This is a genomic window from Burkholderia pulmonis (assembly GCF_984667975.1).
Map to the genome: position 1 here is coordinate 2,316,253 of NZ_OZ480187.1, position 13,899 is coordinate 2,330,151.

The 13,899-nt window shown below is 66.7% G+C and carries 8 protein-coding genes; 7 read left to right on the forward strand and 1 reads right to left on the reverse strand.

The window, feature by feature from the left end; translation table 11 throughout:
- Position 1 precedes the first annotated feature (1 nt).
- The gene (locus AC5LXK_RS27050; RefSeq protein WP_493391727.1) at positions 2-472 is read left to right on the forward strand and encodes a VirK family protein; all 471 of its coding nucleotides are present in this window, start codon (positions 2-4) and stop codon (positions 470-472) included.
- A gap of 119 nt (positions 473-591) precedes the next feature.
- On the opposite strand, the gene AC5LXK_RS27055 is transcribed toward AC5LXK_RS27050, so the two are convergent.
- Complete coding sequence (locus AC5LXK_RS27055) at positions 592-1,386, reverse strand: APH(3')-II family aminoglycoside O-phosphotransferase (protein ID WP_493394067.1); 795 nt, start codon at positions 1,384-1,386, stop codon at positions 592-594.
- A 236-nt stretch (positions 1,387-1,622) separates the two neighbouring features.
- On the opposite strand from AC5LXK_RS27055, the gene AC5LXK_RS27060 reads away from it, so the two are divergent.
- The 6 genes from AC5LXK_RS27060 to AC5LXK_RS27085 all read left to right on the forward strand — a co-directional run bounded on the left by AC5LXK_RS27060 (position 1,623) and on the right by AC5LXK_RS27085 (position 13,807).
- The gene (locus AC5LXK_RS27060; protein WP_493391728.1) at positions 1,623-2,783 is read left to right on the forward strand and encodes an efflux RND transporter periplasmic adaptor subunit; all 1,161 of its coding nucleotides are present in this window, start codon (positions 1,623-1,625) and stop codon (positions 2,781-2,783) included.
- A 20-nt stretch (positions 2,784-2,803) separates the two neighbouring features.
- A complete protein-coding gene (locus tag AC5LXK_RS27065; RefSeq protein ID WP_493391729.1) occupies positions 2,804-5,947 on the forward strand; it encodes a multidrug efflux RND transporter permease subunit in 3,144 nt (1,047 codons plus the stop codon).
- A 4-nt stretch (positions 5,948-5,951) separates the two neighbouring features.
- Positions 5,952-7,382, forward strand: coding sequence for an efflux transporter outer membrane subunit (locus AC5LXK_RS27070; protein ID WP_493391730.1), 1,431 nt, complete (start codon positions 5,952-5,954; stop codon positions 7,380-7,382).
- Positions 7,383-7,483: 101 nt separating this feature from the next.
- Complete coding sequence (locus tag AC5LXK_RS27075; protein WP_493391731.1) at positions 7,484-8,176, forward strand: response regulator; 693 nt, start codon at positions 7,484-7,486, stop codon at positions 8,174-8,176.
- 1,650 nt (positions 8,177-9,826) lie between these two features.
- The gene (locus AC5LXK_RS27080) at positions 9,827-11,659 is read left to right on the forward strand and encodes a S53 family peptidase (RefSeq protein ID WP_493391732.1); all 1,833 of its coding nucleotides are present in this window, start codon (positions 9,827-9,829) and stop codon (positions 11,657-11,659) included.
- A 453-nt stretch (positions 11,660-12,112) separates the two neighbouring features.
- Positions 12,113-13,807 (forward strand): DUF3300 domain-containing protein, encoded by a 1,695-nt coding sequence (locus tag AC5LXK_RS27085; protein WP_493391733.1) that lies wholly within the window; start codon positions 12,113-12,115, stop codon positions 13,805-13,807.
- The last annotated feature ends 92 nt before the right edge of the window (positions 13,808-13,899 follow it).

The window sequence follows — 13,899 nt, forward strand, 5'->3', positions numbered from 1 at the left end:
AATGCTGAATCGCTTCGCCATTGTTCTTGTTGCCGCCGGCGCGGCAACCAGTCTCGCGGCCACCGCCGCGAGCTCCCAACCGGACAGCGCCAATTCGTATCGCCAGTTGCGCACGCGGCTCTTTGCGGGCGTAGCCGTCACCGCGATCTTTTCGCCGAACCAGTGCCAGAACGCCCAGCCGGCAGCCGCCAAGGCACCGGTGCCCACCGTGTCGGGCGGCTTCGCGATACGCGACTTCATGGAAGTCGGCGGCAATACGCTCGCGTTCGCCAACCAGCACCTCACCGTCCAGCCGAGCGGTGCGACGGTGCTCGAGCTGATCCAGTACCGCGTGATGCAGGATGAAAGCGCGACGGTAACGGTGCGCTCGCTTTCACCCGTCACCTACCAGCCCGTCGCGCCCGCCATGGTGTTCCAGTGCACGCTCGGCGACGGCCTCCGTTTCAGTGACGCATGGAGAAATCGCGACTGACGCAGGGAATGCGTAGCGAACACTGAAATCCGCACCAAAACAGCAGGAGTACTACGAAATTCAGACAGTGCATGAAACGGGAAAATCGTCTCGTGCACTGTCCGCGATTCCGTCCGGATTCAGAAAAATTCGTCGAGCAGCCGATAGAATGCGATCCGCTCCGGATCGGGATGCCCGATCCCGTAGCGTGCGAAGAAAGGCGCGACCCACTCGCTGCCCAGGTCCGCTTCGATATCGCGAGCCGCCAGCGCCAGATCCTGGTGACGATCGGCGACACCGAGGCGCCCGCAATCGATGAAGCCGGAAAAGATGCCTTCATCGACCATGATGTTGGGCAGGCACGCATCGCCGTGCGTGACGACCCGGTCCTCGATCGCCGGCTGTTGCACCACCAGCCTCGCATACATCGCGTCGAGCGGGACACCCGTATTCGCATCGTCGAGGTTGTCCTCGTCGACGAGCCCCGCGTCGATCCGCGCACGGGCGCGCGCGATCCGCAGCGCGGCGCCGTGATCGAACGGGCACGTGGCCGGATCGAGCCGATGCAGCGCACGCAGCGCATCGGCGAGGATCGTTACTTTCTCCGCCGGCGCGAGTTGCGTCATTTCGAGGTTGTCGCCGCGCACCGCGCTCAGCAGCATCCACTCGCGCCCCGCCGTCGACGCCACCTCCAGCACCTGCGCGCCCGGCAGGCCGGTCGTCGCCAGCCAGCGCAGCCGCGCCGCCTCGTCGTGCAGTTCGCCCAGGGGCCCCGCGGGCGCGGTCTTCACGAACCGGCGCGAACCGTCGCGCGCATCGAGCCGGAACACGGCGGCGTCCGACTGACCGTCCGTCTGTCGCGTCCATCGGCAGCCGGCCAGCGTGGCCTTCCACGCCGCGGGCACGTCGTTGCCGAGCGGGTCGTTGTCGATCATGTCGGGCGTGCTCCTCGTTGACCGGGCTGCCGGCGGAATCCCGGCAACACCGCACGCATGATACAGCGCCGCACATATTTGTCTGACCCTGCTCGCGGCCGCCAGCCCCCTCTTTTCGGCTCCTTTCGCCGGCTCCATCGAATCTCCATCTTTCCGCATAAAAGACACCAACTAATCCAAGCAAACTCCGCCCCGTCAAAGCAGGCAGTGGGCTGCCTGCGTTTCCTGGAGTCGCTATGAAGAATCAGAAACGATGCTGCTACGGCGCGGTCTGCGCGCTGGTCGCGGCAATGCTGGCGGGTTGCGGGCCCTCCGAACAGCAGGCCGCCGCACCGGCCACGCCGGTTGCCGCGATGATCGTCGCAGCCACGCGCCTCGACGTGACCGAAGACCTGCCGGGCCGCGTCGCGGCCGTGCGGGTGGCCGAGATCCGGCCGCAGGTGAGCGGCATCGTGCAACGCCGGCTGTTCGAACAAGGCACCGAAGTGCGCCTTGGCCAGCCGCTGTTCCAGATCAATCCGGCGCCGTTCAAGGCCGAAATGGACACGGCTGCGGCATCGCTGCAGCGTGCGCAGGCCGCGCTCGAACGCGCGAAGGTGCAGACGGCGCGCTTCAAGCCGCTCGTCGAAGCCGACGCGATCAGCCGCCAGGTGTACGACGACGCCGTATCGCAACGCGACCAGGCCGCGGCCGACGTCGCACAGGCCCGCGCGACGCTCGCGCGCCGCCAGCTCGACCTGAAGTTCGCGACCGTGGAAGCGCCGATCGCCGGCCGCATCGACCAGGCGCTCGTGACCGAAGGCGCGCTGGTGTCGAGCAGCGACAGCCAGCCGATGGCGCGCATCCAGCAGATCGACCAGGTCTACGTCGATGTGCGCCAGCCGGCCGCATCGCTCGAGTCGCTGCGCGGCGCCCTCGCGGCGCAGACACCGGCGTCCAACAGCAACGGCCTGCCGATCGACGTGCTGCGCGACGACGACACGCACTACGACGTGAAGGGCCGCATGTTGTTCTCGGGCGTCAACGTCGATCCGGGCACCGGCGATGTGCTGCTGCGCGTGCTGGTCGACAACCCGAAGCGCCAGTTGCTTCCGGGCATGTACGTGCGCGCCCGCATTCCGCGCGCGCACTACGCGAACGCGGTGATGGTGCCGCAACAGGCGGTCGTACGCGCCGGCGGCAAGCCGCAGGTGTGGGTACTCGACGCGAAGGGCACCGCGCACCTGAAGGCCGTCGAAGTCGGCGAACTGACGAACCGCAGCTATCGCATCAAGTCGGGCCTGCAGGCCGGCCAGAAGGTCGTCGTCGAAGGCATGGAACGCCTGATCGACGGCGCGCCGGCTGCCGCGACCGACTGGAAGTCGCCTGACGCGGCCACCACCCCGTCCGCGCACTGAGTCACGAGGAGCCTCCAGTCATGGCTGAATTCTTTATCCGACGCCCGGTGTTTGCATGGGTGATCGCGCTCTTCATCATCCTCGCGGGGCTGATCGCGATCCCGCAACTGCCGGTCGCGCGCTACCCGTCGGTCGCGCCGCCGTCCGTCACGATCACCGCGAGCTACCCGGGCGCCACGCCGCAGACGATGAACGACGGCGTGCTGAGCCTCATCGAGCGCGAACTGTCCGGCGTCAAGAACCTGCTGTACTTCGAATCGTCGGCCGATACGTCCGGCTCCGCGGAAATCACCGTGACGTTCAAGCCGGGCACCAATCCGGAGATGGCGCAGGTCGACGTGCAGAACAAGATCAAGTCGGTCGAGCCGCGCCTGCCCGCGGCCGTGCGCCAGAACGGGCTGATCGTCCAGTCCGCGTCGTCCGGCTTTCTGATGATCGTCGGCCTGCGCTCCGACAACGGCCGCTTCGACGAAGGCGCCCTCGCCGACTACATGGCGCGCAGCGTGTCCGAGGAGTTGCGGCGAGTCGACGGCGTCGGGCGTGTGCTGCAGTTCGGCTCCGAACGCGCGATGCGTATCTGGGTCGATCCGCAGAAGCTGATCAATTTCGGCCTGTCGATGAGCGACCTGACGACCGCGATCGGCCAGCAGAACGTGCAGATCGCGCCGGGCAGCCTCGGTGCGCTGCCCGCGCTGGCGGGCCAGCGCGTGACCGTGCCGCTCACCGCGCAGGGCCAGCTCACGACGCCTGAAGAGTTCGCGAAGGTCGTGCTGCGCGCGAACGCGGACGGCTCGAAGGTCGTGCTCGGCGACGTCGCGCGCGTCGAACTCGGCTCGCAGAACTACACGTTCGTGAGCCGCGAGAACAACAAGCCGGCCACCCTCGCCGGCGTGCAGCTCGCACCGGGCGCCAACGCGGTGAAGACCGCGGAGGCGATCCGTGCGCGCATGGCCGAACTGAGCAAGTCGATGCCGTCGGGCATGACCTACTCGATTCCGCTCGACACGTCGCCGTTCGTGAAGATCTCGATCGAGAAAGTGCTGCACACGCTGCTCGAAGCGATGGTGCTCGTGTTCCTCGTGATGTACCTGTTCCTGCAGAACGTGCGCTATACGCTGATCCCGGCCATCGTTGCGCCGGTCGCGATGCTCGGCACGTTCACGGTGATGCTGCTGACCGGTTTCTCGATCAACGTGCTGACGATGTTCGGCATGGTGCTCGCGATCGGCATCATCGTCGACGATGCGATCGTCGTCGTCGAGAACGTCGAACGCCTGATGGCCGAGGAAGGACTGTCGCCGAAGGATGCGACGTCGAAGGCGATGAAGGAAATCACCGGCGCGATCATCGGCGTCACGCTGGTGCTGACCGCGGTGTTCCTGCCGATGGCGATGGCAAGCGGCTCGGTCGGCGTGATCTACAAGCAGTTCACGATGTCGATGGCCGTGTCGATCCTGTTCTCGGCGCTGCTGGCGCTGACGCTCACGCCGGCCCTGTGCGCGACGATGCTCAAGCCGCTCGAACCGGGCCACCACGAGAAGCGCGGCTTCTTCGGCTGGTTCAACCGACGCTTCGACCGCCTGACGAAATGGTACGAGACGCGTGTCGGCCGCCTGGTCGGCCGCACGGGCCGCGTGATGCTGGTGTTCGTCGCGATTTCGGGCGCGCTGGTGTTCGGCTTCCGCAGCCTGCCGTCGTCGTTCCTGCCGGACGAGGACCAGGGCTACTTCATCACCAGCTTTCTGCTGCCCGCAGACGCTACCGCCGAGCGTACGCATGACGTGGTCAAGACGCTGGAGAAGCATCTTGCTTCGCGTCCGGCGATCCAGTCGAGCATTTCCGTGATCGGCTACGGCTTCTCGGGCCAGGGCCCGAACGCGGCCATCAACTGGTCCGTGATGAAGGACTGGAAGAACCGCGGCGGCTCGTCGACGATCGAGGAAGGCATGCTCGCGCAGCAGGCGATGGCCGGCGTGACCGAAGGCACGGTGATGAGCCTGCTGCCGCCGGCGATCGACGAACTCGGCAACAGCTCGGGCTTCTCGATGCGCCTGGAAGACCGCGCCAACCAGGGGAATGCCGCGCTCAAGGCGGCCGAAGCGAAGCTGCTCGAACTCGCCGCGCAAAGCAAGGTCGTGACCGGCGTGTATCCGGACAGCCTGCCTGCCGGCACGAGCATCCGCCTCGAGATCGACCGCGCGAAAGCGGAGGCGCTCGGCGTGTCGTTCACGACGCTCAGCGACACGCTGTCGACCGCAATGGGTTCGACCTACGTGAACGACTTCCCGAACGCGGGCCGCATGCAGCAGGTGATCATCCAGGCCGATGCGCCGGCGCGCATGCAGATCGACAACGTGATGAAGCTGTACGTGCGCAACGCGGCCGGCGGCATGGTGCCGCTGTCCGAAGTGGTACGCCCGGTATGGGCCGAAACCCCGCTGCAGATGGTGCGCTTCAAGGGTTACCCGTCCGCGCGGATCTCGGGCACCGCCGCCCCGGGCCAGTCGAGCGGCGCGGCGATGGCCGAGATGGAACGGCTTGCCGCGCAACTGCCGCCGGGCTTCGCGGTCGAGTGGACCGGTCAGTCGCTGCAGGAACGTCAGTCGGCGTCGCAGGCACCGATGCTGATGGTGCTGTCGATGATCGTCGTGTTCCTGGTGCTCGCGGCGCTGTACGAAAGCTGGTCGATCCCGCTGTCGGTGATGCTCGTGGTGCCGCTCGGCCTGATCGGCGCGATCGGTGCGGTGATGTTGCGCGGGATGCCGAACGACGTGTTCTTCAAGGTCGGGATGATCACCGTGATCGGCTTGTCCGCGAAGAACGCGATCCTGATCGTCGAGTTCGCGAAGCAGCTGCGCGAAGACGGCAAGGGATTGATCGAAGCGGCCGTGCAGGCGTCGAAGCTGCGCCTGCGCCCGATCCTGATGACCTCGCTCGCGTTCGGTCTCGGTGTCGTGCCGCTGATGATCGCGACCGGCGCCAGCGCCGAAACGCAGCACGCGATCGGTACCGGCGTGTTCGGCGGCATGGTGACCGCCACGGTACTGGCCATTTTCTTCGTCCCTGTTTTCTTTGTGTTCGTGATGAGCATCCAGGAGCGCATCGGCGCATGGCGGGCCTCCCGCAAGCAGCCGGCCGCCCCGACTCACGGACAGGAAGGTTGATGCCATGCGATTGCTCATTCTCCCCCTCGTCCTCGCCCTGTCGGCCTGCTCCCTGGCGCCGACGCTCGTCAAGCCCGAGGCGCCGGTGCCGACGGCCTACACGGCCGCCGCTGCCGCCGACCTCAAGGCCAACGCCGCCGATCTCGGCTGGCGCACGATGTTCGGCGATCGCCGCCTGCAGCGCCTGATCGAGCTTGCGCTCGAGCACAACCGCGACCTGCGCCTGGCGGCGCTGAACGTCCAGGCCGCCGAAGCGCAGTACGGCATCCAGCGCGCCGCGCGCCTGCCGTCGGTCGGCGCCGGCGCGAACCTCACGCGCCAGCGCACGGCGGACGACACGCAGTCGAATCCGCCGCTGTTCGGCACGACGCAGAACCAGTACGGCGTGAACCTCGGCATCAGCGCGTTCGAGATCGACCTGTTCGGCCGCGTGAAATCGCTGTCGGATGCGGCCTTCGCACGCTACCTCGCCACCGATCACGGCCGCCGCGCGGTGCAGATCTCGCTGGTCGGCGGCGTCGCGGACGCGTACTTCGCGGAACGACTCGCGCAGGAGCAACGCCAGCTGTCCGAGCGCACGCTCGGCGACTGGCAACAATCACTCGATCTCGCACGCCGTCTGAAGGAAGCACATCAGGCGAGCGGCGTGGACATCGCGCAGGCCGAAGGCCAGGTCGCGAGCGCCACGGCCGATCTCGAGGCGCGCACACGCGCCGTCGAGCAGGCACGCAACGCCCTGCGCCTGCTGGTCGGCACCGAGCTGCCGAAGGATCTGCCCGATCCCGTGCCGCTTCAGCAGCAGCCGGTGATGACGCAACTGCCTGCCGGCCTGCCGTCCGAGCTGCTGTTCCGCCGGCCGGATATCCAGCAGGCCGAACAGAATCTCGTCGCCGCGAATGCCGATATCGGCGCCGCGCGCGCCGCGTTCTTCCCGCGCCTGTCGCTGACGTCGTCGATCGGCTTCCTCAGCCCGGCGATGGGCAGCCTGTTCGACGGCGGCCAACGCGTGTGGAGCTTCGCGCCGCAGGTCACGGTGCCAATCTTCCAGGGTGGCCAGCTGCGCTCCGAGCTGCGTCTCGCGGAAGTGCGCAAATCCAGCGCGGTTGTCGAATACGAGCGCTCGATCCAGACCGCGTTCCGCGAAGTGGCCGACGGTCTCGCCGGACGCGAAACCTTCGGACGCCAGATCGAAGCGCAGACGCGCGTGGTCCGCTCGGCCGAACGCCGCACCGACCTGTCGAACCTGCGCTATCGCGCGGGCGTCGAGGGACGGCTGGAACTGCTCGATTCGCAGCGGCAGCTCTATTCGGCACGGCAGGCGCTGCTCGACCTGCGCCGCAGCGAGCTCGGCAACGCCGTTGCGCTGTACAAGGCACTCGGCGGCGGCCTGACGGACAAGGACGTCGCGGCGTCGAAGAGCGTGGTGCAGGACTGAACGAACGGCACCGTTCCGCCCGGCACGACAGCGGGACGGAACGGTGCAACCCGGCCCGGCAACGGGCTGCCCCGATTGTTCGACATCGCACGGCAAACTCCATGACGAATTCCCTGATACTGATTGCAGAAGACGAGCCCGACATTTCGGACATCCTCGATGCCTACCTGAAGCACGACGGCTTTCGCACCTACCGCGTCGCCGACGGTCAGGCGGTGCTCGACGTGCAACCGCACCTGAAGCCCGACCTGATCCTGCTCGACGTGAAGATGCCGCAGATGAACGGCTGGGACGTGCTCACCAGGCTTCGACAGCGTGGCAATACGCCCGTCGTCGTCCTCACCGCGTTCGACCGCGACCTCGACCGGCTGCAGGCACTGCACGCGGGCGCCGACGACTACATCGTCAAGCCGTTCAACCCGGCCGAAGTCGTCGCGCGGCTGCGTGCGATCCTGCGCCGGTCGGCCGCGCCGCCGTCCACCCGCATGCTGCGCGTCGGCGACCTGGAGATCGACACCGACAGCTATCTTGCCCGCGTGCGGACGGATTCCGTCGAGGTGCCGATCACGCTGACGCTGACGGAGTTCCGGCTGCTCGCGCACATGGCGCGATCGCCGAGCCGCGTGTTCACGCGCGGCGAACTGCTCGATGCGTGCATGGCCGACGTGAGTGCGCTGGAACGCACGGTCGACAGCCACATCTGCAGGCTGCGCAAGAAGCTCGAACAGGCCGGTGCACCGGGCATGCCCGAAGTGATGCGCGGCGTCGGCTACCGGCTGCGGGGCTTGCAGTGACGCCGCCGGCACGACCCGGCCGGCATATCGGGCAGACGATCGGCACGGGCGCGCTCGTCGTCGTGCTGATCGCCTGCACCGTTGCCTTCTTCATCTACGCGCTGCATGAGCCGGCCGCGCCGCCGCACGACGCAACAGCCGACGCGATGATCCACAGCGCGTCCACTTACCTCGTGATCGCGACGGCGCTGCTCGCCTGCCTGCTGACGGCTGCGTTCGATCTCGTCAAACTGATGCGTCGCACGCTCCGCTCGCTCGACGCGGTTGCGGAAACCGCCGGTCGCATCGTCACTGGCGATCCGTCGGTACGCGCAGTTTCCCGCGACGACTGCCCGGCCGACATGTCGCGCTTCATCGAGCACTTCAATGCGATGACTCATCGACTGAAACACCCCGCTTCATCCAGTGCGACCGCGACCGCCACCGGCCCCGCCCGTCACGACATGCGCACGCCGCTCGCGGAACTCGAAACCCGCCTCGACGCCATCAAGGCGCTCGCCATCGATGCCGATGCGCCGTCGCGCGACGCGCTGCTTCACCATGTCGACGGGCTATTCCGGCTCGTCGACGATCTTCAGGTTGCCGAACGACCCGGTGCGCTGAGACTCGATCTGCAACCGGCGGCACTCGACCGCGAGATCGAACGTGCTGTCGATTCCGCACGCGACGCGTTTCGCGAAGCGGGGTTCATCGTCGACCTGGAGGCCGACACGATCGTCCTGGCCTGCGACGGCGCGCGCATCCGGCAGGCCGTGCTCGCGTTGTTCGACGACTTACGGCGACGCTCCACCCCCGGCAGACTGAAACTCTCCGTCAAAAAGCGGCCCGCGGGCGCGGTCGTCCGGATCGAGGACGAAGGCGCGCGCCGATTCGACGAAACCGGCCTCGGCATGGCCGTCGTTCGCACGGTCGTCCACGCGCACGGCGGACAGGTCCGCCATCTCGCGTCGCTTTGCGGCGATGCCGTCCTCGAATTCGACATCCCGCGACAGGCCCCGGCCATTCGAGCCTTTCCTCGATAGCGATTGCCCGTTTCAAAACGCATCGGAAATGATTGGCGAGCCGTACTCGCCATTACCTGCCTTGGCGGTTTCGAACATTACAAAACGCCGCCAATCTTTTCAAAAACATTGCGCTTTATTCGATTTAATTTTGTTTCATATAATCAAAAAAAGTTTGACACCCAGCTTTCGCTCTTGATACCGTTCGATGCAAGCAATCTGACGAATTGCCCACTACGCAATCGATTCCGCTCCACGTTTTTTCGCTTCCGCTGCACCGCAGTGCTCGCCGCCGGATGATTCGTTCTCGCGCCGGCGCGTGCAACATCCCGATGCATATCACTGGACGGCTGCCATCCGGCAGCGGGCCGAAGGATCGAATCAAATGAGCAGGACTACGAAGTTGTTGCTCTAGCAACCCCGCCCGCGCCATACCCCGGCGCGGCTGCCCCGCCACGCGGCGCAGCCTTCCCGCTACCGAATTTTCCGTATTTCGCCCCCGGAGCAAAACCGCTGTCCGGATCGGGCGAAAGGCCCTGTCGCATCCGTGCCATCCGCACGCATGCGGCAGAAAGCGGCGATGCGACCCGCACCGTCGTCGACCGTTGTTGTTCGTGCAGTTCGATGTTCAACCGGAGGGGTAATTAAAATGAATCAGGTTGCAAACAAGAAACAAAAGCACATTCGCGTCATCAAGCTCGCATTCGCCGCCGCGGCAGCCGCATCGTTCGGCATGGCGACCGTCCATGCCGCACCTGCGGCCGGCTGGACGGAAACGCGTACCAAGGGATTCCTGCCGCTCGTTCAGCAAAGCGAAGCCGGTACCGCCGGCGCGCCCGCTGCGAGTACGGCCGCGGCCGCCGCCGCGGCGATCGAGATGGCGCCCGGCGAATCGGTGGACATCGTGCTCGGGCTGAACCTGCGCAACGAAGCACAACTCGACCAGTACCTGCGCGACCTGCATACGCCCGGCTCGCCGCACTACCGGCAGTTCCTCACGCCTTCGCAGTTCGCCGCGCAATATGCGCCGACCGACCAGCAGGTCGCGTCCGTCGTCGCCCACCTGCGCAAGGCAGGCTTCGTGAACATCGTGGTCGCGCCGAACCGGCTGCTGGTGTCGGCATCCGGCACCGCGGCGACCATCAAGTCCGCGTTCCGCACGACCCTCAAGCGCTTCACGCGCAACGGCCGCAGCGTCTATGCGAATACCGACGCCGCACAGGTGCCGAACGCGATCGGCGGCATCGTCGGCGCGGTGCTGGGCCTGCAGAACGTCGAGCTGATGCATACCGGCGCGGGCAGCAAGCCGCAAGGCAACACCAGCAACCTGACGATCCCGGCCGGCGCGTCGGCGGTGCCGCACAACCCGACCGAGTTCTCGTCGCTCTACGGCGGCGACGGCACGCCGACGGCCTCGCAGACCACGGTCGGCATCATCTCCGAAGGCGACCTGTCGCAGACGGTGAGCGACCTGAACACGTTCGCCGCGAACAACGGCCTCGGCTCGATCAGCAGCAGCATCGTGAAGACGGGCCCGTCCGGCAGCTCGTACACCGACACCGACGGCACCGTCGAATGGAACCTCGACAGCCAGTCGATCGTCGGCGCGGCCGGCGGCAGCGTGAAGCAGGTCCTGTTCTACGTCGCGCCGTCGATGTCGCTCACCGCGATCACCGCCGCGTACAACAAGGCCGTGACCGACAACGTCGCGAAGGTGATCAACGTGTCGCTCGGCGTGTGCGAATCGTCCGCGAACAGTACCGGCTCGCAGGCAACCGACGACACCATCTTCAAGCAGGCGGTCGCGCAGGGGCAAACCTTCTCCGTTTCCGCCGGTGACCACGGCGCGTACGAATGCGCGGGCGGCACGCCGTCGCGCTCGACCTACACGGTCAGCGAACCGGCAACGTCGCCGTACGTGATCGCGGTGGGCGGCACGACGCTGTTCACCAATACGTCGACCAATGCGTACAACAGCGAGATCGTCTGGAACGATCCGAGCTGGCAGCCGGGCACCGTGTGGTCGACGGGCGGCGGGTACAGCAAGTACGAGGCCGCGCCGACGTGGCAGTCGTCGAGCCTCACCGGGTCGACCAAGCGCGCACTGCCCGACGTCGGCTTCGACGCCGACCTGCGCACCGGCGCGATTCTCGTCGTGAACGGCCAGACGTCCGACACGCTGTGGGGTTCGGGCTACCTGAACAACGAAGGCGGCACGAGCCTCGCCGCGCCGATCTTCACCGGCATCTGGGCGCGGCTGCAGTCGGCCAACAACAACACCCTCGGGTTCCCCGCGTCGAGCATCTACAAGTACTTCCCGTCCAACGCGACGCTGGTGCACGACGTCACGTCCGGCAACAACGGCAGCGGCACCTACGGCTACAAGGCGAAGGCCGGCTGGGACGCGACGACGGGCTTCGGCAGCGTGAACATCTCGAAACTGAACGCGTTCATCCAGAGCACGTCGGATTTCGCCCGCTGATGGACCGCTGACCGGCCCGGTTCCGGGGCTCACCGTTTCGCACGCCCCGGAACCGTACGCAACCCTGTCGAAAACCCGCGAAGGCTGCAAAGCCGTCGCGGGTTTTCTGCATTCAGCGCCCACTCGTTTCGCGCGGCGAGCATCGCGCGTGACGCTCCTTCCAACCTTGCAATCGTTGCGAAATCAACTTTCACGCACATTACCGAACATCCTCCGGCGTGCTTACGAACCGCAAGGTACACACTGTTACATAACATCCAGACAACTTCCGCGCGTGTCGTGCGTTTAACTGAATGTATCGATTCGTCGCGGGACAACCACCATGCGAACACGATCCTGCTGCCCGCTCCGGCCGATGCCGCCGGAGCATGCGCGGAGGGTCGCGGCACAGTGTTCAAGCCGATCGCGCGGCCCGCGTGCCTGCCAACGCTGCCACAACACCGAACGAACAACATGAACCACACACGTGCCCACCGCCCCGTCAGAACGCTGATCGCGTCGTCCCTCATCGTGTCGCTGCTCGGCCTGTCGGCCTGCAACAAGAACAGCGACAGCACCGCCGCCGCCCCGGCCAGCGATGCGAGCGCCGCGTCGGCGGCGCAGCCCGCGTCGACGCCCGTCGCGTACACCCCGCCGAGCGCCGACCAGCTCTACCAGATGGTCGCGCCGATCGCGCTGTTCCCCGACAAGCTTGTCGCGCTGGTGCTTGCGGGCGCGACGTATCCTGACCAGATAACGGCCGCCAATACCTGGGTGGCGCAGAATCCGTCGTTGAAAGGCCAGGCGCTCGCGACTGCCGCCGATGGGCAGCCGTGGGACCCGTCCGTCAAGGCGCTGACCGCGTTCCCCGCGGTGCTGTCGCAAATGGCGTCGAACCCGGCCTGGACCACGTCGCTCGGGCAGGCGTACTACAACGATCCGACCGACGTGATGAATGCGATCCAGGTGATGCGTCAGCGCGCGCAGAAGTCCGGTCATCTTCGCTCCGGCGGCCAGATGCGCGTCACGCAGGTCGAACAGGCTGCGCCGGCCGGCTACACGGCGGCCACCGATGCACCGGTGGTCTACAGCGGCCCGGCGATCGTGCCGCCGCCCGCACAGGCGATCGAGATCGAATCCGCACAGCCCGACGTCGTCTACGTGCCGTCATACAACCCGACCGTCGTCTACGGCGAGCCGGTTTCGTACTATCCCGGCTACGTGTACCGGCCGCCCGTCTACAGCACCGGCGAAGTGGTCGCGGCCGGCGTGATCACGTTCGGCGTCGGCATCGCCGTCGGCGCCGCGATCTTCGGGCACCACGACTGGGGCTGGCATGCATGGGGCATGAACTGGGGCGCGCCGCGTCCGGAAGGCCCGGGGTGGAACGGCGGCTGGCAGCGTCCGGCCGTGGTGTACAACCACACCACGTACGTGACGAAGTCGACCACCGTGATCAACAACATCACGAACATCCGCAACACGCGCATCACGAACAACTACGGCGGCAACGTCACCAATAACAACACGACGATCGAGCGCAACGCGATGCAGCCGGGTGCCGGGCAGATGCGCGAGCAAGCGATGCAGCAACGCCCCGGCGCCGCACCGATGACGATGCCGCACTTCGGCGCGAACGATGCGCGCCCCGGTGCGCGACCGGCGCCCGACGCATTCGCGCAGAACCACGCGAATGCGCCGCATGCCGAGGCACCGGCACAGCATCCGCCCGGCGCGATGCGCGACGAGCGCCAGCAGGCGATGCAGCAGGAACGTGCCGCGCAGGAAAATCGTGCGGCCGCGCAGCAACAACAGCAACAGCAACAACGCGAGGAAGTGCAGCAACACAACGCGGCTCAGCAACGCGAAGAGATGCAGCAACGCAACGCCGCACAACAGCAGGAACGCGCTCAGGCCCAACAACGCGACGAAGCGCAGCAGCAGCAACGCGTGGAAGCACAACAACGTAGCGAGGCCGAGCAGCAACAAGCGCGCGAAGCGGCGCAACAGCAACAACGCAAGGAGATGCAGCCGCGCCCCGAAGCGCCGCCGCAGGAACATGCGACACCGCAGCCTCGGCAACCGGCGCCCGAGCACGCGGCTGCACCTCGTCCGCACCCTGCCGAGTCGCAACCGCCGCACGAGTCGCGTGAACATCACCCGGAGTAAAGCGGCCGGCAGCCCGCTCCGGCGCCTTCTGATCGGCCTCGCATCGGGCGCCTGCGCACTGTCGGCGGTACCGGCAGGCGCAGCCCCGTCGA